Below are 19,952 nucleotides of genomic sequence, written 5' to 3'. Positions count from 1 at the left end.
CCGTGCCATCATCGCGCGATGACGCACAACGATGGATTGGACGCGCTGCGCATGCGCGCGCAGCACCTGCTGCCGACGGCCGCGGCCGACGCGGTACTCGCCGACAAGCTGGCCCGGATCGCGGTCGCCAGCGACTTTGCGATCGACACCCTGGCGCGCCAGCCCGAGTTGCTGGCAAGGCTGACCCATGACGACGGTGCCGAAGCTGCCGCCCCGCCCGTGCTCGCGCCCGAGCACCGCAGCGACTGGGCCGGGCAACTGCGTCGTTACCGCACGGCCGAGTCGACGCGTTTGATCTGGCGCGATGTGCTTGGCCTGGACGAGGTCGACGCGACCCTGGCCGGCAGCACGCGGCTGGCCGAAACCTGCCTGCAGGTCGCATTGGCCGCGCTGGAGGCCGAATTCGCGCAGCGCCATGGCGTGGTGCGCAGCCGTGGCGACGATGGCCGCGAGGGGGCCGTGCAGCGACTGGTGGTGTTCGGCCTCGGCAAGCTCGGCGGCGAGGAGCTCAACTTCAGCTCCGACGTCGACCTGGTCTACGCCTACGAGCACGATGGCGGCGCGCTGTCCGGGAGCAGCGACGGCCCCCGCCCGCTCGATGCCGAGCACTACTTCGCCCGACTCGGCCAGCAATTGGCCAAGCTGCTCGACGAGGTCACTGCCGACGGCTTCTGCCATCGCGTCGACCTGCGCCTGCGGCCTTACGGCAATGCTGGCCGGGTGGCGTGGTCGTTCGCGGCGATGGAGCAGTACTTCCAGCGCGAGGGCCGCGACTGGGAGCGTTACGCCTGGCAGAAGGCACGGCCGGTGGCCGGCGACCTCGATGCTGGCGCGCGCTTTCTCGAGACGCTGCGGCCGTTCGTGTACCGGCGTTACCTCGATTTCGGCGCACTCGACGGCCTGCGCGCGATGAAGGCGGCGATCAGCGCCGAGGTCGCGCGCAAGGAGTTGGCCGACGACATCAAGCGCGGTCCCGGCGGCATTCGCGAGATCGAATTCCTGGTACAGGCGCTGCAGCTCATCTACGGCGGCCGCGAGGCGGAACTGCGTGACCGTCATCTGCTGCCGGCGCTGCAGGCGCTGGTTGCCGCGCGCCGGGTCAGCGCACAGGCCGGCGCGATGCTGGCACAGGCCTACCGTTTCCTGCGCCGGCTGGAGAACCGCCTGCAGATGCTGCGCGACGCGCAGACGCACGCCCTGCCCGAGTCGCCCGAGGACCGCGCGCGCATCGCCGTCGCGCTGGGCTACCGCGATTGGCCGTCATTGCGCGAGGCGCTCGATCGGCAGCGGGCCTACGTCATGGCCGAATTCGACGCGTTGCTGGCGCCGCGCCGCCGCCGCAATGCCCCCGATGCGCTCACTGCCTACTGGCGCGCGCTGCCCGAGGGCGGCGACAGCGCGGTGCTGGGTGAGGCCGGTTTCATCGAGGCCGGCAATGCCGATGCGATGCTGCGCGATTTCGCGCGCAGCCCCGGCGTGCGCGGCCTGTCCGACAGCGCCCGAGCACGGCTGGACCGCGTCCTGCCGGCGCTGCTGCAGGCCGCCGCGGCGTCGAGCGAGTCGATGCTGGCGCTGCGCCGGCTGTTGGCCCTGCTGCACAACGTGCTGCGGCGCAGCGCCTATCTGGCCCTGCTCGACGAGCAGCCGGCGGCGTTGGCGCGGCTGGTCGAAGCGGTCACCCACAGTGCGCTGCTGGCCGAACGCCTGGCCGCCTATCCGCTGCTGCTCGATGAGCTGCTGGATGCGCGGGTCGCCGGTCCGCTGCCCGGGCGCGAGGCGCTGCACGCCGCCTGCGCGGCTGTGGTGCAAGGCGATGACGCCGATGCCGAGGCGGTGCTGCAGGCGCTCAACGAAGTGCGCCAGGCACTGAGCTTCCGCATCGCGATGGCGCTGCGCGACGGTCGCCAGACGGCGGTGGACAGCGCGCAGCAGCTGGCCTGGCTGGCCGACGGTGTGGTCATGCGCGTGCTGCGTCTGGCCGAGCACGAGGTTGCGGCCGCGCACGGCCGCGTCGCCGGTGCGCGCTTCGCCGTGCTCGGCTACGGCAGCCTCGGCGGCGAGGAGCTCGGCTTCGGTTCCGATCTCGACCTGGTGTTCCTCTACGACGCGCCGCATGCCGGCGAGAGCGACGGCGCGCATTCGGACGGTGCGCGCCCGCTCGAGGCGGCGCGCTGGTTCGCGCGCCTGGCGCAGAAAGTGGTGGCGCTGCTCGGCGCGGTCACCGGCGCCGGTCGCCTGTTCGACGTCGACGTGCGACTGCGTCCCGACGGGGCCAAGGGCCTGCTGGTGTCGAGCCTGGCCAGCTACCGCGACTACCAGCGCGAGCGCGCCTGGACCTGGGAGCACCAGGCGCTGGTGCGCGCGCGCTTCGTCGCCGGTGATGCGGCGCTGGGCGAGGACTTCGAGCAGGTGCGCGCGCAGACGCTGGCGATCGAGCGTGATCGCGCGGCGCTCAATGCCGACGTGGTGGCGATGCGCCGGCGCATGCGGGCCGAGCTGGACCGCAGCGATGCGGCGACCTTCGACCTCAAGCAGGGCGAGGGCGGGCTGGTCGACCTGGAGTTCCTGCTGCAGGCGCTGGTGTTGGGCGTGGCGCGCGGGCACGCGGCGCTGCTCGCGCCACGCAACACCCCGGGCTTGATCGATGTGCTGCACGGGACGGAGGTATTCGACGCCGACACCGCTGCGGCACTGCGCGAGGCGCATGCGACGCTGCTCGCGCGCGGTCTGGATTGCACGCTCGACCGGCGCCCGCGGCGCGTGCCGCTGGACCCGGCGCTCGCAGTCGCGCGCGCCGCGATCCGCACGGCGGCGCAGGCGCGGGGGCTGGACTTCGACACGCTCCAGCCCCCGGCCTGAACCGGTTTACGGCCGCGGCGTGGGCTCGGGGTTGCCGTTGCCCTGGTCGGTGGCGCTGCCGCCGAGGTTGACGTTGTGCTGCGGCTTGCCCTTGAGCCGCGGCTCGATGTCGTTGCCGGGCGGGGCGGTGATCGGCCGCGGCTTGCAACGGCAATAGGACTGGCCGTTGATCGTCTCGCACTTGTAGACCTCGGTCTTCTTGGGGCACTGGACCTGGCGTTGGGCGTGGGCACTGCCGGCACCGAGTACGGCGGCGGCGAGGGCAGCGGTGGCCAGCCAGTGATGGACGGCGAATTTCATGGCGGGATCTCCGGTGGAAGGGGCGCTCAGCGGCGCGGGTCGCGTGGGGCCAGCAGTTTCTGCACGGCGGGCAACAGCAGGCCCATGGCTTCCTCGTCGTTCTGCTCCGGCAGGACGATCACCGCGGGCGTGGTGGCCCCCGACGCGTGCGAATTCTGGGAGCCGCTCTTGCGGACGGTGAGGGTGGCCTGCGTGGTGTGCGCGTCCTGCCCGGACGCGCCGGGCGAAGATGCCGGCCCCGGAGGTTGCGCCTGCGCGGCAGAGGCCGCCAGCAACAGCGCGGCGGTCGAGATCAAAAGCAGTTTCATGGGGGTACCTGTCTGGAGGAAGGGGGGCGTGACGCCTGGCGTCGACACCGTGGGCACTTCGCCCACATCCATGCCTACCGCAAGGCGGTGGCCAGACCTATCAATCAGATGTGCCGGTGTGTCGGCCGGCCGAGGCGGCTTTCGTCCTGGTAGACGGTGTCCGCGGGCGGATGCGCTGCGGCCGCTACAGCGCCAACCGGGCCCGGACCTCGGCCGCGACGCGGGCGGTCTCGCGCAGCGGGGTCACCGTGAAGGCGCTGCAGCCGCTGTCGAAGGGGCGCACGCGGCCGCGGTCGAGCAGGTCCTGCACGAAGCGCCCGGGGCGGCCGCCGACGCGCTCGGCGCCGGCGACGAACACCGGCACGTTGGTCGCCGCGGCTTCCGACAGCATGTTGACCGAGTCGGCGGTACAGACGATGCGGTCGGCCCAGCCGAGCAGGCCGGCGTAGGGATTGGCGCCATCAGCGTCGCCGCCCCAGACCACGCCGGGGACGCGCGCGAGCCGTTCGCGCAGGTGCGCACGCAGCGGCACCGGCGTGCGCCGCGAGGCGGTGGCGAGCACGCTGCCGCCTTCACCATGCACCTGGTCTGCCACGCGCACCAGCAATGCCTCCAGCCATGCCGCATCCAGGCGCGCGTGGGCGCTGGCGCCGCCGATCAGCAGCGCGATGCGCGGCGCGGGCAGGGCGGCGAAGGTGGCGAACTCGCGGCGCGCCGCGGCCAGCCACAGGTCATCGACCGGATGCAGGCTGCCGAGCAGCGGGATCACGTTGGCGCCCTGCAGGCCGTCGTGCTGCGGGGCGATCACAAGGTCCCAGTGCGCCGGGGCGATGCGCGGGTCGAGGATCTGCACCGCACGCGCGCCGTGCGCGCGCAGCAGGCGGGTGGCCAGTGCGGCCTGGCGGCCGCAGCCGATGGCCAGCGTCGGCGCGGCGTGCACGGCGGTGCGGAACTCCGCGCCGAACGCCCGTTCCGCGCCCGGCCCGCATCGCGGCGCGAGCCAGCGCCAGGGCGCGCGCGCGCGTAGGGTCCAGGCGCGTGCCTCGATGCCGAGCGCGGCCGCCAGCGCCTCGGCCTGGCGGCGGTTGCCGGCGTGGCCGTCGGTGAGCGTCCAGGCACCGACACTCGCGACCGGGCCCGCAGCGAAGGCCGTGCCTGCAACGGTCGTGCGGTCGGGGGGCGGTTGTTGCACGATTGTGGGCAATCCGTTCTGGATGCGGCGGCTGTCTCGGTCGCGCCAGACTCTACACTTCCGGACCTTGGCCGCGCTGTCCGTCGCGGCGCTGCATGGAGCCCATGATGTCCCAAGTCCTGTCCGACGCTGCCCTCGACCAGTTGTTCCGCACCGCCCGCACCCATAACCAATTGGGCGGCGAAGTCAGCGACGAGACGCTGCACCGGCTGTACGACCTGGCCAAGTGGGGGCCGACCAGCGCCAACATGTCGCCGCTGCGGCTGGTGTTCGTGAAGTCGGCGCAGGCCAAGGCCAAGCTCGGCCCGGCCCTGGACGAGGGCAACCACGCCAAGACGATGGCGGCGCCGGTGACGGTGATCGTCGCCTACGATCTGGCGTTCTACGAGAAGCTGCCGTACCTGTTCCCGCACACCGACGCCAAATCATGGTTCGACAGCAAGCCCGAGCCCGCGCTGGAGACGATCGCGCTGCGCAACGGCAGCCTGCAGGGCGCCTACGTGCTTCTGGCCGCGCGCGCGCTCGGCCTGGACACCGGTCCGATGTCGGGCTTTGACAACGCCCTGGTCGATGCGACCTTCTTCGCCGGCACGCGCATCAAGTCCAACTTCCTGATCAACCTCGGCCACGGCGATGCGGCGCAGCTGTTTCCGCGTTCGCCGCGGTTGTCCTTCGACGAAGCCGCACAGATCCTGTAAGGCCCGCAGTTCTTCCACTCCAGGAGCAACCTCATGTTCAAGCGCATCGTTCTCACCGCGGCCCTGGCGACCGCCAGCTTCGCCGCTTTTGCCGCACCGCTGACCTACAAGATCGATCCCAACCACACCGACGTGGTCGCCAGCTGGAACCACCTCGGTTTCTCCAACCCGATCGCGCATTTCGGCCAGGTCGACGGTTTCATCACCTACGACCCGGACAACGTCGGCACCTCCAAGGTCGAGGTGACCATCCCGTTGGCCGGGCTCGACTCGCACGTGGCCGACTTCGACGAGCACCTGCGCAGCGCCGATTTCTTCGACGCCGAGAAGTTCCCGACCATCACCTTCAAGAGCACCAAGGTCGAGGCCGCAGGCGACAAGAAGTTGCGCGTGTTCGGTGACCTGACCGTGCACGGCGTGACCAAGCCGGTGGTGCTGGACACCACCATCAACAAGGTCGGCGAGCAGCCGATGGCCAAGCGCGCCGCTGCCGGCTTCGACGCCACCACCACCATCAAGCGCAGCGATTTCGGCGTCGGCAAGTACGCGCCGAACGTCAGCGACGCGGTCACCATCCGCATCACCACCGAGGCGATCGTGCCCAAGGCCGACGCCGCCAAGAAGTAAGCGGTTGCCATGATCATCGAACGCCCCGCCACGACCCGCGGCCAGGTTGCGATTGGCTGGCTGGACAGCCGCCACACGTTTTCCTTCGGTCACTACCATGACCCGGCGTGGATGGGCTTCGGCCCGTTGCGGGTGATCAATGAAGACCGCGTCCAACCCGGCGCGGGCTTCGCCCCGCACCGCCACGCCAACATGGAGATCCTCAGCTACGTGCTGGACGGCGGGTTGGCGCACCAGGACAGCAGCGGCGGGGGCGGCGTGGCCGCGGGGGTGATTGGTCCGGGCGAACTGCAATGGATGAGCGCCGGTCACGGCGTCGAGCACAGCGAGTACAACGCCTCCGACGCCGCGCCGGTGCACTTCCTGCAGATATGGATCCAGCCCGCGCGGCTGAACCACGCACCGACCTATGCCCAGCGCGCGGCGATTCCCGCCGACGCGCGTGGCTGGACGTTGCTGGCCTCGCCGGACGGCCGCGACGGCAGCCTGGCGATCCGCCAGGACGCCGATGTCTACGACGTGCGCCTGGACCGTGACGAGACTGCCGAGCACGTGCTCGACCCGGCGCGCCTGTACTGGCTGCATGTCGCGCAGGGCGCCATCACCGCCAACGGCCGCGCGCTGCAGGTCGGTGACGCGCTCGGCTTCCAGGCCGAGTCCGGCGTGCTGCGGCTGCAGGGCGCGGGCGAAGGGCGTGCCGACGTGTTGCTGTTCGATCTGCCGCATTAGCGCGGCCGCGGCGGCAGGGCGCGCCGGCCGGGCTGGTAGAATGACGGCCCGCGTCGCCACCCGTCCCGCCCATGACCGCAGCCAACGCCCATCCCACCCAGGCCAACGCGCAGCAGCGCTACACCGTCACGCGCGCCGACCTGCCGCTGAGCTGCCCGCTGCCGTCGATGGCGCTGTGGAACTCGCACCCGCGCGTGTACCTGCCGATCGAGGCCGAGGGCGAAGTGCAGTGCCCGTACTGCGGCGCGCATTTCGTCCTCGAAGGCTGACCGCCTGCGACGGCGCCCGGCCGTGCGCCGACTGACGGTCGTCCAGTTGCTGCCGGCGCTCGAGTCCGGCGGTGTCGAGCGTTCCACGCTGGAGATCGCCCAGGCACTGGTCGACGCCGGCCACCGTGCCCTGGTCGTGTCGGCCGGCGGCCGCCTGGTGGCGAAGCTGCAGGCACTGGGGGCCGAGCACATCACCCTCGACATCGGCCGCAAATCGCTGTGGACCCTGCGCCATGTGCGCACGCTGCGCGCGCTGTTGGCGCGCGAACGGGTCGACCTGGTGCACGCGCGTTCGCGCCTGCCGGCCTGGATCGGCGTGCTGGCACTGCGCGCGATGCCAGCGATGCAACGGCCGCGCCTGGTCACCACCGTGCACGGCCTCAATTCGCCCTCGCGCTACAGCGCGGTGATGCTGCGCGGCGAACGCGTGATCTGCGTGTCGCGGACGGTGCGGGATTACGTGCTGCGGCATTACCCGCGCACAGACTCCGCCAAGCTGCGCGTGATCGCGCGCGGCATCGATCCGGCGGCGTTTCCGCGTGCGCCCTCACCCGACCGCGAGGCCCGCGCCTGGGCCGCGGCGCAGCACCCGGCATTGCGCGGCGACGGCCCGTTGCTGCTGCTGCCCGGCCGCGGCACCCGCCTCAAGGGCCATGCCGACGCGTTGGCGTTGCTGGCGCACCTGCGCGGTCATGGTGCAGACGCGCGGCTGTGGTTGCCGGGCGCGCGCGAGCCTGGGCGTTCGGCCTACATTACCGAACTCGAACGCGAAGCGGCCGCGCTCGGCATGGCCGATGCCGTGGCCTTCACCGCGCCCACCGACGCGATCGCGCGCGCCTACGCCGCCAGCGATCTGGTGCTGCAGCTCTCGCACAAGCCCGAAGCGTTCGGCCGCACCGTAATCGAGGCGTTGTCGGTGGGGCGGCCGGTGCTGGGCTGGGGCCACGGCGGTGTCGGCGAGCTGCTGGCGCAGTGGCAGCCGTCAGGTGCGGTCGCGCCGTTCGACATGAACGCATTGCAGCGCCGCGCACACGAACTGCTTAGGCAACAGCCGGCGCCACCGGCTACGATGCCGCTTTACATGCATGTTTCCTTGCGCACCATGCAGGAGGCCACGCTTGCCGTCTACGCAGAACTCTTCGATGACTCCCGCCACTGAGCCGGGTGCGGCCGCCGTGCCGCGCGCGCACGGCTGGCGCTGGGCACCGGCGTGGATCCTCGCCTACGTTGTGTTGTGGCCGGCACCGGGCTATGCCGAGACCGTGCTGGTGCTCGGTGCGCTGGCCGCGGTCATCAAGCTGGGGGCCTCGCGCTTCCGCGGCGGCACGCAGCTGCTGAGCAATCCGGCCTGGGCGCTGACCAGCGTGCTGTTCTTCGCCTACTGGACGCCGGAGCTGGTGTCGGCGATCGATGCGGTCGATCCGGCGCGCGCCTTGCGCGAGGCGGCGGTCGACCTGCGTTATCTGCCGTTCCTGTGGCTGGCGGCGTCGGCTGTGGCCGATCCGCGCGGACGTCGCACTACGTTCGGCGGGCTTGCGATCATCGTTGCGATCTGGACCGTCGATGCCTTGCTGCAGGCGGTGTCCGGCACCAGCCCGCTGTTCTTCGGCATCGAGGCGATCAAGCTGGCGATCAGCGGGCACGGCATGTGCAGCCCGGAGGAGCTGGCCGGCGTCGATCGCCTCAGCGGCGTGCTCGGGCCGTGCAATCTCAAACTTGGCCAGGTCATCGCCAGCCTGTCGCCGTTCCTGCTCTACGTCGGCGGCCGCCGGCTCGGCACCCTCGGCTGGCTGGTGGCGGCTGCGGCGGTCGGTGTGGTGGTGGTGCTCGCCGGCTCGCGCGCGTCCTGGATCACCTACACGCTGGTGCTGGTGCTGCTGCTGTCGGGCTGGCGCCTGCTCGGCTGGAAGAAACTGCTGGGCGTGTTTGCCGCCGGCGCGGTCATCGTCGCGGTGCTGGGCCTGACCGTGCCACAAGTGCGCGAGCGCATCATGCGGACCACGCCGGTGCTGGCCGCCAACGCGGACGCTGTCGACAGCGCCTTGTCCGGACGCGCGCGCATCTGGAGTGCGGCGTTGTGCATGGTGCGCGAGCAGCCGCTCAACGGTGTCGGCGCGCGCGGTTTCCGCGAGGCGTTCCCGGCCTGCGACCCGGCGTCGGGGCAGGTCGCGGCCTGGGGCGGCGGGCCGGCATTGCACGCGCACCAGATCGTGCTGGAGATCCTCAGCGAGACCGGTGTGTTCGGCCTGCTGATGTGGCTGTCCGGCATCGCCCTGGCCTGGCGGGCCTGGCGTTTCGCTGATGTCGCCGCGCGTGAGCGCGCGCGACCGGCGATGTGGGCGCTGGTGGTGACGGTGTTCCCGTTCAACACCCACCTCGCGTTCTACTCGACCTTCTGGGGAGGGCTGACCCTGCTGCTGGTCGCGCTGTACGCCGGCAGCCTGCTGGCCAGGGAGCCGGCGCGTGCGGAGGGCGCGGCCTGATCGGATCTGGGGCTCCGCAGGCGCTAGTCGCCGGCCTGGTACGGCGAGGCCTGCCCCGGCGGTCGCCGCTTGAAGCGACGGTGGATCCACAGGTACTGGCTCGGTGCCTCGCGCACCATCGCCTCGATCGCGGCGTTGACGCGCGCACTGTCGGCGGTCGCGTCCGCTGACGGAAAGTCTGCCAGCGGCGCGCCGAGCCGCAGCACGTAATCGGCGCCTTCGCGGCGATGGAAGAACGGCACCACCGCGCAACCGCTCAGGCGCGCGAACTGGTGGGTGGCGGTGATGGTCGCCGCCGGCACGCCGAAGAACGGCGCGAACACCGTGTCCTTTCCGCGCATGTCCTGGTCCGGCGCATACCACAGGAAGCCGCCCTGCTTGAGGTGGCGCATCGCCGGGCGGATTTCCTCGTTGGTGAACATCGCCGTGGCGTAGCGCAGGCGGCCGCGCTTGACCGCCCACTCCAGCACCGGGCTGCGGTGGCGGCGGTACATGCCAGCCAGCGGCAGGTGGTCGCACATCAGTCGGCCGCACATCTCCAGCGTCATGAAGTGGCCAGAGATCAGCAGCACGCCGCGGCCCTGCGCACGCACCGCGTCGAGCAGCTCCAGGCCTTCGATGCGCACCGTGCGCCGCATCGGCGTGACCGTGCCCCACCAGGCCCGCGCGAATTCGAGCAGGCCGATGCCGAGGTCATGGAAGCTGTCGCGCAGCAACGCGCTGCGTTCGGCCTCGCTCTTCTCGGGAAAGCACAGCGCCAGGTTGGTCTGCGTGGCGCGGCGGCGATCGCCGGCCACGCGCAACGCGAGCGCACCGATGCCGCGGCCGAGCAGACGCTGCAACGGCCACGGCAGCCGTGCCGCCAGGCACATCGCGCCCAGCGCCAGCCACATTGGCCAATGACGTGGCCCGAGCGGTGGCGGGGCAAGTGCGGGAGAGGAAACGGAAGCTGCGGACATACGGGGGATTCTACCGGCGCCGCATCCCGGTCGCCCCGGCTCACGTCGGCTTGGTTATCCTAGTCGCGATGTCGACAGACCCCATCGAGCGCCTGTTGCGCGGCCTGTACTCGGTCGCGCTGTACCTGTTGGCGCCGATCACGGTCTATCACCTGATCTGGCGCGGCTTCCGCCAACCGGCGTACTTCCAGCGCTGGCAGGAGCGCTACGCACTGTACGGCGATCGTCCGCACGCCCGGACGCTGTGGCTGCACGCGGTCTCGGTCGGCGAGGTCAATGCCGCGGTGCCGCTGGTCAACGCGCTGCGCCGCGGTCGCCCCGACCTGCGCCTGCTGGTCACCACCATCACCCCGACCGGTTCCGAGCGCGTGCAAGCACTGTGGGGCGACGCGGTCGAGCACGTCTACCTGCCCTACGATCTGCCCGGTGCCGTGGCGCGTTTTCTCACGCACTTCCGTCCGCACGCGGCGCTGATCATGGAAACCGAGCTGTGGCCGAGCCTGCTGTTCGGCTGTCGCGATCGTGGCGTGCCTACCCTGATCCTCAACGCGCGCTTGTCCGAGCGCTCGCTGCGCGGCTACCGCGTGCTGGCGCCGCTGGTCGCACGCGCACTGCGCACGGTGCGGACCGTGGCGGCGCAGTCGCATGCGGACGGCGAGCGCTTCGTGCGCCTGGGGGCGCGCGCCGAACAGGTGACCGTGGTCGGCAATCTCAAGTTCGATGTCGCCGTGCCGGAGAATCTGCTCGCGTTCGCGCAGGAATGCCGTGCGAAGGCCGGCGCGCGACCGGTGTGGATCGCGGCGAGCACGCACGAGGACGAGGAGGGCGCGGTGATCGCGATCCACCGTCGCCTGCGCGCGCAGTTTCCCGACCTGTTGCTGTTGTGGGCGCCGCGCCACCCGGAGCGGTTCCGCCTGGTCGCCGAGTCCGCGCGCGCCGCCGGCTGGACGGTGGCGACGCGCTCACGCGCACGCTGGCCGCAGCCACGCGACGCGGTGTTCGTGATCGACACGCTTGGCGAGCTGATGAGCTTCTACGCCTGTGCCGACGTCGCCTTCGTCGGTGGCAGCCTGCAGGCGATCGGTGGTCACAACCTGCTGGAGCCGGCCGCGACCGGCACCGCCATCGTCACCGGCCCGCATCTGCACAACTTCGTCGAGATCGCGCAGCGCCTGCAGGACGCCGGTGCGCTGCGCATTGGCGACGACACCGGGGCGGTACGCGATGCGCTCGCCGAACTGCTCGGGGACGCAGTGGCACGGGAGCGGATGGCGCAGGCCGGCCGCGCCCTGGTGGAAACCGGCCGCGGTGCCCTGGCGCGGACCATGGCGCTGCTGCAACCGCTGTTGCCGCCGACCTGAGGGGCCATAAAAAAACCGCCGGGAAGCCCGGCGGTTTTTTTATGGCGTTGACCGCGGCGTTCGGCGCGGATCAGCGCTGCAGATCGCCGGCCTGGACCTGCGCTTCGGCGTCGGCGGTGAGCAGGCGGTTGACGTCCTGCACGGTGTTGACGTCGAGCGTGCCGGCGGCCTGTTCCAGCAGCAGGCGGTTCTGCAGGTGGTTGTAGCGGGCGCGGGCGTACTCGAGCTGGGCGACGAACAGGTTGTTCTGGTTCTGCAGCACGTCCAGCACGGTGCGCGTGCCGACCTCGAGGCCGACCTGCGAGGCGTCGTATGCGCTCTGGGCCGAGACCAGCGCCAGGCGACGTGCCTCGACCTCGCTGACGCTGGCGACCAGGGTCTGGTAGGCGTTGCGGGTGTTGCGCACCAGGGCGCGCTTCTGCTGCTCGAGCTCGTCGCTGGCGACGTCGCGGTTGGCCAAGGCCTGGCGCACGCGCGACTGGGTCGCGCCGCCGGAGAAGATCGGCACCGCCAGCGTCACGCCGACGCTGGGGCCGTAATCGCGGCCATCGACGTCGCGGTTGACCCGGCCGGAAAGCAGGCTGCTGTCACCCCAGGTGGTGTTGTCGCCGTAGCTGCCGTTGAGGTACAGCGTCGGGTAGTGACCGGCGCGTGCGGTCTGCACGTTGGCTTCGGCCGACTGCACTTGCAGATCCTTGGCGCGCAACGACGGATTGTTCTCGATTGCAGTCTGCACCCAGCCTTCGGAGTCGCGCGATTCAGGCAGGCTCGGCTGGAAGTCCTTGGGCAGGCCGCGGATGTTGTGGATCGGCTGGCCGGTCAGCTCGGCCAGGGCCTGGTAGGAGTCCTCGACCGCGTTACGCGCCAGGATGGTGTTGGCGCGGGCGCGTGCTTCGTGCACGTCGGTGATCGGCGCCAGGCCGACCTCCAGGCGCTTGGAGGCGTAGTCGAACTGCTTCTTCAGCGCGGTCTCGGCGGCTTCGGCGGCCGACAGCGACTCCAGCGCGATCAGCACATTGAAGTACGCCGCCGAGGTGCGGGTGATCAGCGAGTCGCCGGCGGCTTCGAGCTGGAAGTCGCTGGCCTGGCTGAGCGCCTTCTGGCTCTGGTGGCGGGTGATGTTGGCGTGGTCGTAGATCATCTGATTAAGCCTGACCTGCGTGCCGCGGGTGCTGGTGTCCGAGCCGGTGTTGCCGCCGCTGAGCGTGCCGTCGGCGTTGGTGAACAGTTCGCCGCGGCTGTAGTTGCGCGACCGCGTGAACGAGGCGCTGCCGTCGAGCTGCGGCAGCATCGCCGCGCGCGTCTGCACGGCGCCTTCCTTGACCGCCAGGCGGCTGGATTCGGCCGCGGACAGCTGCGGGTCGCTGGTGCGGGCCAGCTCGTAGGTCTGCAACAGGTCTTCAGCCGCTGCGGTGCCCGGCAGCAGGGTGGAAACGCTCAGAACGGATGCGAGGGCGAGTACGAGCGGGCGGCGGATCATGCGAGGTCCTTGTCCTTAAAACTCAAAGGTCGGCACGGGGGCTGCGCCAACGAGGTAGGGGAGGTCGGTTTCAAACAACGATTGGATGCGCGGCGCGTTGACTTCGTTGCGCACCAGCACGGCTTCCATCGCCGGCGAGCGGCCACGGACCACGAACAGGCGTCCGTCGGGCTGCAGCCAGTCGAGGAAGCGCTGCGGGATGACGTCGACGGCGGCGGTCACGCAGATCGCGCTGAAGCGGCGCTCGGTGGTGTAGGCGAAGGCGTCGGCGGTGACGACCTGGGCGTTGTTGATGGCGTGCGCGGCCAGCACCGAACGCGCGGCGTCGGCGAGGTCGGCGTGGCGCTCCAGGCTGACCACTTCGCGTGCGAGGTGGCCGAGGCAGGCGGTGAGGAAACCACTGCCGGTACCGATCTCGAGCACGTCGTCGCCCGGGTCCAGGGCCAGCGCCTGCAGCGCACGGCCTTCGAGCACCGGCTTCATCATGAATTCGCCGTGCGCCAGCGGCAGCGCCAGGTCGGCGTAAGCCAGGTTGCGGTGGGCGGCCGGCACGAATGCATCGCGCGGCACGGTCGCCAGCGCGTCGAGCACGCGCGGGTCGAGCACGTCCCAGGGGCGGACCTGCTGCTCGACCATCAATTCGCGTGCCTTGGCGTAATCCATCGTGTTCATCGGGGGGCAGATATCTCGCGCGGAAGACCGCGAATTGTACCGGGATTGCGTTACCGGGCCGACGCGGGCGCGGTGCACAGCATCGCCGCGTGCCGGTGGACGGCCTGAGTGCCAGAAGTAACCAAGACTGAAGTAACCAGCGCCCGGGCCTGCGTCGTGCTCATGCCTGCTCCGTCCCGGACGGTGCGACGTAAGCGCGCAGGAACAGGTCGACCGAGGCCGCCAGATGGGTGGTGATCTCGCCCTCGTCCGGGGCATCGCAGCCGAACACCAGGCAGGCATGCGGCTCGCCCTTGAGCAGGGTGAAGAACTGCGCGGCGGCGCGCGGTACGTCGGGGATGACGAGCTCGCCGGCGGCGATGCGGCGTTCCAGCAGCGCCGCGAAGTCGTCCTGCACGCGCATCGGCCCGGCCTCCCAGAACAGCTTCGGCAATGCCGAGGTGGCCAGCTGCGGCGTGCACAGCATGCGATGGCCGGCGACCGCCTCGGGGCTGCTGATCATCTCGTAGAACGCACGGGCGATCGTCAGCAGGCGCTCGCGCAGCGGCGTGCCCGGCGCCGGCTCGAACAGCGACGACGGCAGCGAGCGCTCGCAATGCGATTTCACCGCGGCCACGAACAGGCTGTCCTTGTCGCCGAAGTGGCTGTAGACGGTGAGCTTGGACACCCCGGCCTCGGCGGCGATCTGGTCCATGCTGGTTCCGTCGAAACCGTTCCGGGTGAACATGCGTTTGGCCGCGTCCAGGATCGCCGCCCGCTTGCCGAGGTCTTTCGGGCGCCCGGGACCGGCGGGCTTGGCGCCGTGTGCGGGCACGGAAGGTGAGGGCGGGCTGGCAGCGGAATGTGGGGCTGCGGGCTTGCGTGTAGCGGTCATGCTTGAATACTAGACTATTGGGTTTGATATTTATACAGTACCACCAGGTACATTAATTAACCCCGAGGTCTCCCGCAATGCGCAGCCGTCCCCATGCCGCTGCCCGTCGCGCCGTTCCGGCGCTGACCCGGCTGTCGCCCTTGTTGCTGTCGATTGGATTGCTGGTGGCCTGCGGCCGCGATGCCGCGCCCGCGGAGGCCGCGCGGCCGGTGCTGGTAACGCACCCGACCGCCTCGTCACACACCGCCACCGCCTTCGCCGGCGAAGTGCATGCGCGCGAGGAAAGCCCACTGTCGTTCCGCGTCGGCGGCAAGCTCATCGAGCGCCAGGTCGACGTCGGCGACCACGTCCGTCAGGGCGAGGTCATCGCCGTGCTCGATCCGGGCGACCTGCAGGCGCAGACGCGCGCGGCGCAGGCGCAACTTGCCGCGGCCGAGGCCGAACTCGGCCGCGCCCGTTCTGACCAATCCCGTTTTGCCAAGCTGGCCGATGACCAACTGGTCAGCCGCTCGACGCTGGATGCACAGGATGCCGCCGCGAAAGCCGCGCAGGGGCAGGCCAACGCCGCCCGCGCCAACCTCGAGGTCGCGCGCAACCAGGCCGCCTATTCGCAGCTGCGCGCGCCGCGCGACGGCGTGATCGCCACGCGCAGCGTCGAGGCCGGGCAAGTCGTCGCGGCCGGGCAGACCGCGTTCACGCTGGCCGCCGACGGCGTGCGCGAGATCGCCTTCGCCCTGCCCGAAGGCATGGTCGCCACGGTCAAGCCGGGCCAGCCTGTGCAGGTGGAGTCGTGGTCGCGCAGCGGTCAGCGCTGGAATGGCCGCATCCGCGAGATTTCTCCGGCTGCCGACCCGGCCTCGCGCACCTACGCCGCGCGCGCCAGCGTCGAGGCGCCGGCCGACGCACTCGAACTCGGCCAGAGCGCACGCGTCTACCTGCCCACCAACGGCAACGGCAGCCTGAGCGTGCCGATGGCGGCTGTGCAGCGCAGCAACGGCGGCAACGCGGTGTACGTGATCGACGCCAGGACCTCGACGGTGAAATTGCAGCCGGTGCAGACCGGCGCCTTCGGTGAAGACCGCGTGCCGGTGAAGAGCGGGCTGAGCGCGGACGACTGGGTCGTCGCCGCCGGCGGGCACCTGCTGCGCGCCGGGCAGAAGGTGCAACCGGTCGATCGCGACAACCGACCGGTCGCCGTGACGGCCGCCGCTACCGCTACCGCCACGCGCTGAGGCCGACATGCGCTTCAACCTGTCCGAATGGGCGCTGCGCCACCGCAGCCTGATCGTCTACGCGATGCTGGTGATGGCGATCGCCGGCATGTTCTCGTACCTGCGCCTGGGGCGCAGCGAGGACCCGGCCTTCACCTTCAAGGTGATGGTGATCCGTACGCTGTGGCCGGGCGCGACCGCCGAGGAAGTCTCGCGCCAGGTCACCGAGCGCGTCGAAAAGAAGCTGATGGAGACCGGCCAGTACGAGTTCATCCGCTCGTACTCGCGCGCCGGCGAGTCGCAGGTGATGTTCGTCGCCAAGGACTCGCTGCGCTCCAAGGACATCGAGCCGCTGTGGTACCAGGTGCGCAAGAAGATCGGCGATATCCGCGCGACCTTGCCCGGCGACGTGGTCGGCCCGTTCTTCAACGACGAGTTCGGCGACACCTTCGGCAACATCTACGCGCTGACCGGCCAGGGCTTCGACTACGCCGTGCTCAAGGACTACGCCGAGCGCGTGCAGCTGGCGCTGCAGAAGCAGCCGGACGTCGGCAAGATCGAGCTGTTCGGCGTGCAGGACGAGAAGGTCTGGATCGAGTTGTCCAACGTCAAGTTGTCCACGCTGGGCGTGCCGGCCTCGGCGGTGCAGCAGGCGCTGGACGAGCAGAACGCGATGGTGCCGGCCGGCTTCTTCGAGACCGGCAGCACGCGCGTGCCGCTGCGCGTCGGCGGCAAGTTCAAGTCGGTCGAGCAGATCCGCGAGTTCCCGATCCGCGTCGGTGACCGCACCTTCCGTCTTGCCGATGTCGCCGACGTGCGCCGCGGTTTCTCCGATCCGCCGGCGCCGCGGATGCGCTTCATGGGCGAGGACGCCATCGGGATAGGTGTAGCGATGAAGCAAGGCGGCGACATCCTCAAGCTCGGCAAGATGCTGGAGGTCGAGTTCGCCAGCCTGCAGAAGACGTTGCCGGCCGGCATGCAGCTGCGCAAGGTCTCCGACCAGCCGGCGGCGGTCGAGGAGTCGGTCGGCGAGTTCGTCAAGGTGCTGTCCGAAGCGGTCGCTATCGTGCTGCTGGTGAGCTTCTTCTCGCTGGGCATGCGCACCGGCTTCGTGGTGGCGCTGTCGATCCCGCTGGTGCTGGCGATGACCTTCGCGGTGATGGACTTCTTCGGCGTCGGCCTGCACAAGATCTCGCTCGGCGCGCTGGTGCTCGCCCTGGGCCTGCTGGTCGACGACGCGATCATCGCGGTGGAGATGATGGCGATCAAGATGGAGCAGGGCTTCAGCCGGATGAAGGCCGCCGCGTTCGCCTGGGACAGCACCGCCTTCCCGATGCTGACCGGCACGTTGATCACCGCCGCCGGCTTCCTGCCGATCGCCACCGCCAAGTCGAGCACTGGCGAGTACACGCGCTCGCTGTTCGAGGTGGTGACGATCGCCCTGGTGGTGTCGTGGGTCGCCGCGGTCGCGTTCATTCCGTACCTGGGCGACAAGCTGCTACCGGACTATGGGCATGCGGCCAAGCCGCCGAAGCCGGGCTCGCTGCCCGCGCGTTGGCACGACTTCCGCGTGCGCCTGGCCGATCGCTTCCCCGCCTTCCACGACTACCTCGCGCCGAAGCCGCCGATCGACGGTCATGCGCACGATCCGTATGCGAGCAGGTTCTACGTGCGCTTCCGCGAGTGGGTGACATTCTGCGTGCGCCGGCGCTGGCTGATCATCGGCATTACCGCCGCCGCGTTCGTCGTGTCGGTGTTCCTGTTCCGCTTCGTGCCGCAGCAGTTCTTCCCGGACTCGACCCGGCCGGAGCTGATGGTCGACATCGAGCTGGCCGAAGGCAGCTCGCTGCGTGCGACCACCACGCAGGCGCAGCGGCTGGAAGCGATCCTCAAGCAGCGCAAGGACCTGGCCAACTACGTCGCCTACGTCGGCACCGGTTCGCCGCGTTACTACCTGCCGCTTGACCAGCAACTGCCGGCGGCCAACTTTGCCCAGTTCGTATTGACGCCGAAGGATCTGCACGCGCGCGAGGACCTTCGCGCCTGGCTGATCGAGGATGTGTTCAAGCGCTTTCCCGAATTGCAGATGCGCGTGACGCGACTGGAGAACGGCCCGCCGGTGGGCTACCCGGTGCAGTTCCGCGTGTCCGGCGAGCACATCGAGAAGGTGCGCGAGATCGCCTACCGGGTGCAGAAGAAGTTCCGCGACAACCCGCACGTCGCCAACGTCAACCTCGACTGGGATGAGCCGAACAAGGTCGTGCGTCTGCAGGTCGACCAGGAGCGCGCGCGTGCGCTCGGCGTCAGCTCCGCCGGCCTGTCGCAGTTCCTGTCGAGCTCGCTGTCGGGTTCGCACATCAGCACCTACCGTGAAGGCAACGAGCTGGTCGAGATGCTGCTGCGCGGCCCGGACCAGGAGCGTCTGCGCCTGGACATGCTCGGCAGCCTGATGGTGCCGACCAGCAAGGGCACCAGCGTGCCGCTGACGCAGATCGCCACGCTCGACTACGGTTTCGAGGAAGGCATCATCTGGCACCGCGACCGCCAGCCGACCATGACCGTGCGCGCCGACATCTACGACGGCACGCAGCCGGCGACGGTGACCGCGCAGATCTCGCCGACGCTGGACGGGCTGCGCGCACAGCTGCCGTACGGCTATTCGATCGATGTCGGCGGCAGCGTCGAGGACTCGGGCCGCGGCCAGCGTTCCATCGCCGCCGGCGTGCCGTTGTTCGTGTTCGTGGTGTTCACGCTGCTGATGCTGCAGCTGCGCAGTTTCTCGCGCAGCTTCATGGTGCTGCTGACGGCGCCGCTGGGGCTTATCGGCGTAACACTATTTCTGCTGGTGTTCCGCGTGCCGTTCGGCTTCGTCGCGATGCTGGGCACGATCGCGCTGGCCGGCATGATCATGCGCAACTCGGTGATCCTGGTCGACCAGATCGAGCACGACATCGGCGAAGGTGCGCCGCCGTGGCAGGCGATTGTCGAGGCGACCGTGCGTCGCTTCCGTCCGATCGTGTTGACCGCGCTGGCGGCGATCCTGGCGATGATCCCGCTGTCGCGCAGCGCCTTCTTCGGGCCGATGGCGGTGGCGATCATGGGCGGCCTTACGGTGGCGACGTTCCTGACGCTGCTGTTCCTGCCGGCGTTGTACGCGGCCTGGTTCAAGGTGAAGGCGCCGCAGGAGGCGTGAGCGCAGTGGACTGGGCAACCGAAAAGGGCGCCCACCGTGGCGCCCTTTTCGTTGCCGTCAGCGGCTGCCCCACGGCGGCGGTGGCGCGGGGAGCGGCCGGGTCAGGTCGAATTCGACGCGGAACAGGCGTCCGGGCCGCGACAGCTCGTAGACGAAACGTCGGCCCGGCTCGACCTCCATCGCCCAGACGTTGCTGTTCGACACGCTGCGACCTTCACGATCGAACATCGCCTTCGATTCGGCATCGACCGGGAATTCCTGGCGCCGGGCGCTGCCGGGGGCGGCGCTGTCGCCGCCGTACATCGTGACCGCGTCCTCGCTGCCGTCCTGATGGCGGTGATCGTGTTTCAGGCGCAGGCCGTCGGCGGTGCGCCTCAGCAGCCAGGTGCGCGAGCGGTCGTCGCCGACGAAGAACGGGATGCGGATGACGTCCTTGTCGCACTCGCGCACGTGCATGACCAGCGGCTTGCCGGCGAACGGATCGGCAGTGGTGGGTGCGGGCGTGTCGGCGACGATGCGGCCGGCGTAGGCGTGGCCGCACAGCGCGGCCACGTTCTGGAAGAACGCATTAGCTGGACTGGTCAGCGCCGAGCCATCGGCGGCATGCGGGATGGAGGAAGGCAAGCCTTCGCCCGCCGTGGTCGCGGGCGTCGAGCTGCAGGCGTTGAGTGCCAGCAGCAGGGCGAGGGGCAGCAGGGCGGTGCGGGCATGGGTCGTCATGCCACGCACCGTAGCGG

The 19,952-nt window shown here is 70.1% G+C and carries 18 protein-coding genes; 10 read left to right on the top strand and 8 right to left on the bottom strand.

All coding sequences use genetic code 11. The features are described 5' to 3' along the window. Positions 1 to 18: 18 nt before the first annotated feature. Positions 19 to 2,859 carry a bifunctional [glutamate--ammonia ligase]-adenylyl-L-tyrosine phosphorylase/[glutamate--ammonia-ligase] adenylyltransferase gene (gene glnE / locus ACFOLC_RS04630; RefSeq protein ID WP_386758062.1) on the top strand — a complete coding sequence of 947 codons (2,841 nt, stop codon included), beginning with the start codon at positions 19 to 21 and terminating at the stop codon, positions 2,857 to 2,859. A gap of 6 nt (positions 2,860 to 2,865) precedes the next feature. On the opposite strand, the gene ACFOLC_RS04625 is transcribed toward glnE, so the two are convergent. The 3 genes from ACFOLC_RS04625 to ACFOLC_RS04615 form a co-directional block, all read right to left on the bottom strand. After that, positions 2,866 to 3,159, bottom strand: a complete 294-nt coding sequence (locus ACFOLC_RS04625) for a hypothetical protein (RefSeq protein WP_386758060.1) — start codon at positions 3,157 to 3,159, stop codon at positions 2,866 to 2,868. A gap of 26 nt (positions 3,160 to 3,185) precedes the next feature. Beyond that, the gene (locus ACFOLC_RS04620) at positions 3,186 to 3,467 is read right to left on the bottom strand and encodes a hypothetical protein (RefSeq protein ID WP_386758058.1); all 282 of its coding nucleotides are present in this window, start codon (positions 3,465 to 3,467) and stop codon (positions 3,186 to 3,188) included. 184 nt (positions 3,468 to 3,651) lie between these two features. Beyond that, on the bottom strand, positions 3,652 to 4,659 hold the full coding sequence (locus ACFOLC_RS04615) for a mitochondrial fission ELM1 family protein (RefSeq protein WP_386758056.1): 1,008 nt from the start codon (positions 4,657 to 4,659) through the stop codon (positions 3,652 to 3,654). 107 nt (positions 4,660 to 4,766) lie between these two features. Between ACFOLC_RS04615 and ACFOLC_RS04610 the strand changes: the two genes are divergently transcribed. From ACFOLC_RS04610 to ACFOLC_RS04585, 6 genes are all read left to right on the top strand, one after another. Further along, complete coding sequence (locus ACFOLC_RS04610) at positions 4,767 to 5,357, top strand: malonic semialdehyde reductase (RefSeq protein WP_386758054.1); 591 nt, start codon at positions 4,767 to 4,769, stop codon at positions 5,355 to 5,357. A gap of 33 nt (positions 5,358 to 5,390) precedes the next feature. Next, positions 5,391 to 5,984: a YceI family protein gene (locus tag ACFOLC_RS04605; protein WP_386758052.1), complete on the top strand. Its 594-nt coding sequence runs from the start codon at positions 5,391 to 5,393 to the stop codon at positions 5,982 to 5,984. A 9-nt stretch (positions 5,985 to 5,993) separates the two neighbouring features. Then, on the top strand, positions 5,994 to 6,713 hold the full coding sequence (locus ACFOLC_RS04600; protein WP_386758050.1) for a pirin family protein: 720 nt from the start codon (positions 5,994 to 5,996) through the stop codon (positions 6,711 to 6,713). A 71-nt stretch (positions 6,714 to 6,784) separates the two neighbouring features. Continuing rightward, positions 6,785 to 6,982 carry a zinc-finger domain-containing protein gene (locus ACFOLC_RS04595; RefSeq protein WP_386758049.1) on the top strand — a complete coding sequence of 66 codons (198 nt, stop codon included), beginning with the start codon at positions 6,785 to 6,787 and terminating at the stop codon, positions 6,980 to 6,982. A 22-nt stretch (positions 6,983 to 7,004) separates the two neighbouring features. Next, positions 7,005 to 8,141 (top strand): glycosyltransferase, encoded by a 1,137-nt coding sequence (locus tag ACFOLC_RS04590; protein WP_386758047.1) that lies wholly within the window; start codon positions 7,005 to 7,007, stop codon positions 8,139 to 8,141. After that, the gene (locus tag ACFOLC_RS04585; RefSeq protein ID WP_386758045.1) at positions 8,125 to 9,465 is read left to right on the top strand and encodes an O-antigen ligase family protein; all 1,341 of its coding nucleotides are present in this window, start codon (positions 8,125 to 8,127) and stop codon (positions 9,463 to 9,465) included. The genes ACFOLC_RS04590 and ACFOLC_RS04585 overlap by 17 nt, the downstream gene beginning before the upstream one ends. 23 nt (positions 9,466 to 9,488) lie before the next feature. On the opposite strand, the gene lpxL is transcribed toward ACFOLC_RS04585, so the two are convergent. After that, a complete protein-coding gene (gene lpxL / locus ACFOLC_RS04580) occupies positions 9,489 to 10,424 on the bottom strand; it encodes an LpxL/LpxP family Kdo(2)-lipid IV(A) lauroyl/palmitoleoyl acyltransferase (protein ID WP_386758043.1) in 936 nt (311 codons plus the stop codon). 68 nt (positions 10,425 to 10,492) lie between these two features. On the opposite strand from lpxL, the gene waaA reads away from it, so the two are divergent. After that, positions 10,493 to 11,785 (top strand): lipid IV(A) 3-deoxy-D-manno-octulosonic acid transferase, encoded by a 1,293-nt coding sequence (gene waaA / locus ACFOLC_RS04575; RefSeq protein ID WP_386758041.1) that lies wholly within the window; start codon positions 10,493 to 10,495, stop codon positions 11,783 to 11,785. A gap of 70 nt (positions 11,786 to 11,855) precedes the next feature. Here waaA and ACFOLC_RS04570 read toward each other — a convergent pair whose 3' ends face one another. From ACFOLC_RS04570 to ACFOLC_RS04560, 3 genes are all read right to left on the bottom strand, one after another. Beyond that, positions 11,856 to 13,265, bottom strand: a complete 1,410-nt coding sequence (locus tag ACFOLC_RS04570; RefSeq protein WP_386758039.1) for a TolC family outer membrane protein — start codon at positions 13,263 to 13,265, stop codon at positions 11,856 to 11,858. Positions 13,266 to 13,280: 15 nt separating this feature from the next. Next, entirely contained in the window at positions 13,281 to 13,937 is a 657-nt protein-coding gene (locus tag ACFOLC_RS04565) for a protein-L-isoaspartate O-methyltransferase family protein (protein WP_386758037.1), read from the bottom strand. A gap of 160 nt (positions 13,938 to 14,097) precedes the next feature. After that, on the bottom strand, positions 14,098 to 14,811 hold the full coding sequence (locus ACFOLC_RS04560) for a TetR/AcrR family transcriptional regulator (protein WP_386758035.1): 714 nt from the start codon (positions 14,809 to 14,811) through the stop codon (positions 14,098 to 14,100). 77 nt (positions 14,812 to 14,888) lie between these two features. Here ACFOLC_RS04560 and ACFOLC_RS04555 point away from each other — a divergent pair, with 77 nt between their 5' ends. Together ACFOLC_RS04555 and ACFOLC_RS04550 are read left to right on the top strand one after the other, a co-directional pair. Then, on the top strand, positions 14,889 to 16,043 hold the full coding sequence (locus tag ACFOLC_RS04555) for an efflux RND transporter periplasmic adaptor subunit (protein WP_386758033.1): 1,155 nt from the start codon (positions 14,889 to 14,891) through the stop codon (positions 16,041 to 16,043). 7 nt (positions 16,044 to 16,050) lie between these two features. Beyond that, positions 16,051 to 19,215: an efflux RND transporter permease subunit gene (locus ACFOLC_RS04550; protein ID WP_386758031.1), complete on the top strand. Its 3,165-nt coding sequence runs from the start codon at positions 16,051 to 16,053 to the stop codon at positions 19,213 to 19,215. 57 nt (positions 19,216 to 19,272) lie between these two features. Here ACFOLC_RS04550 and ACFOLC_RS04545 read toward each other — a convergent pair whose 3' ends face one another. Beyond that, the gene (locus ACFOLC_RS04545; RefSeq protein ID WP_386758029.1) at positions 19,273 to 19,935 is read right to left on the bottom strand and encodes a hypothetical protein; all 663 of its coding nucleotides are present in this window, start codon (positions 19,933 to 19,935) and stop codon (positions 19,273 to 19,275) included. Positions 19,936 to 19,952 lie beyond the last annotated feature (17 nt).

The organism is Lysobacter cavernae (assembly GCF_042648505.1).
GTDB classification, from domain to species: Bacteria; Pseudomonadota; Gammaproteobacteria; order Xanthomonadales; family Xanthomonadaceae; genus Lysobacter_L; species Lysobacter_L cavernae.
The sequence above is the reverse complement of the archived record's forward strand: the minus strand, read 5'-3'. Positions and strand labels throughout refer to the sequence as shown.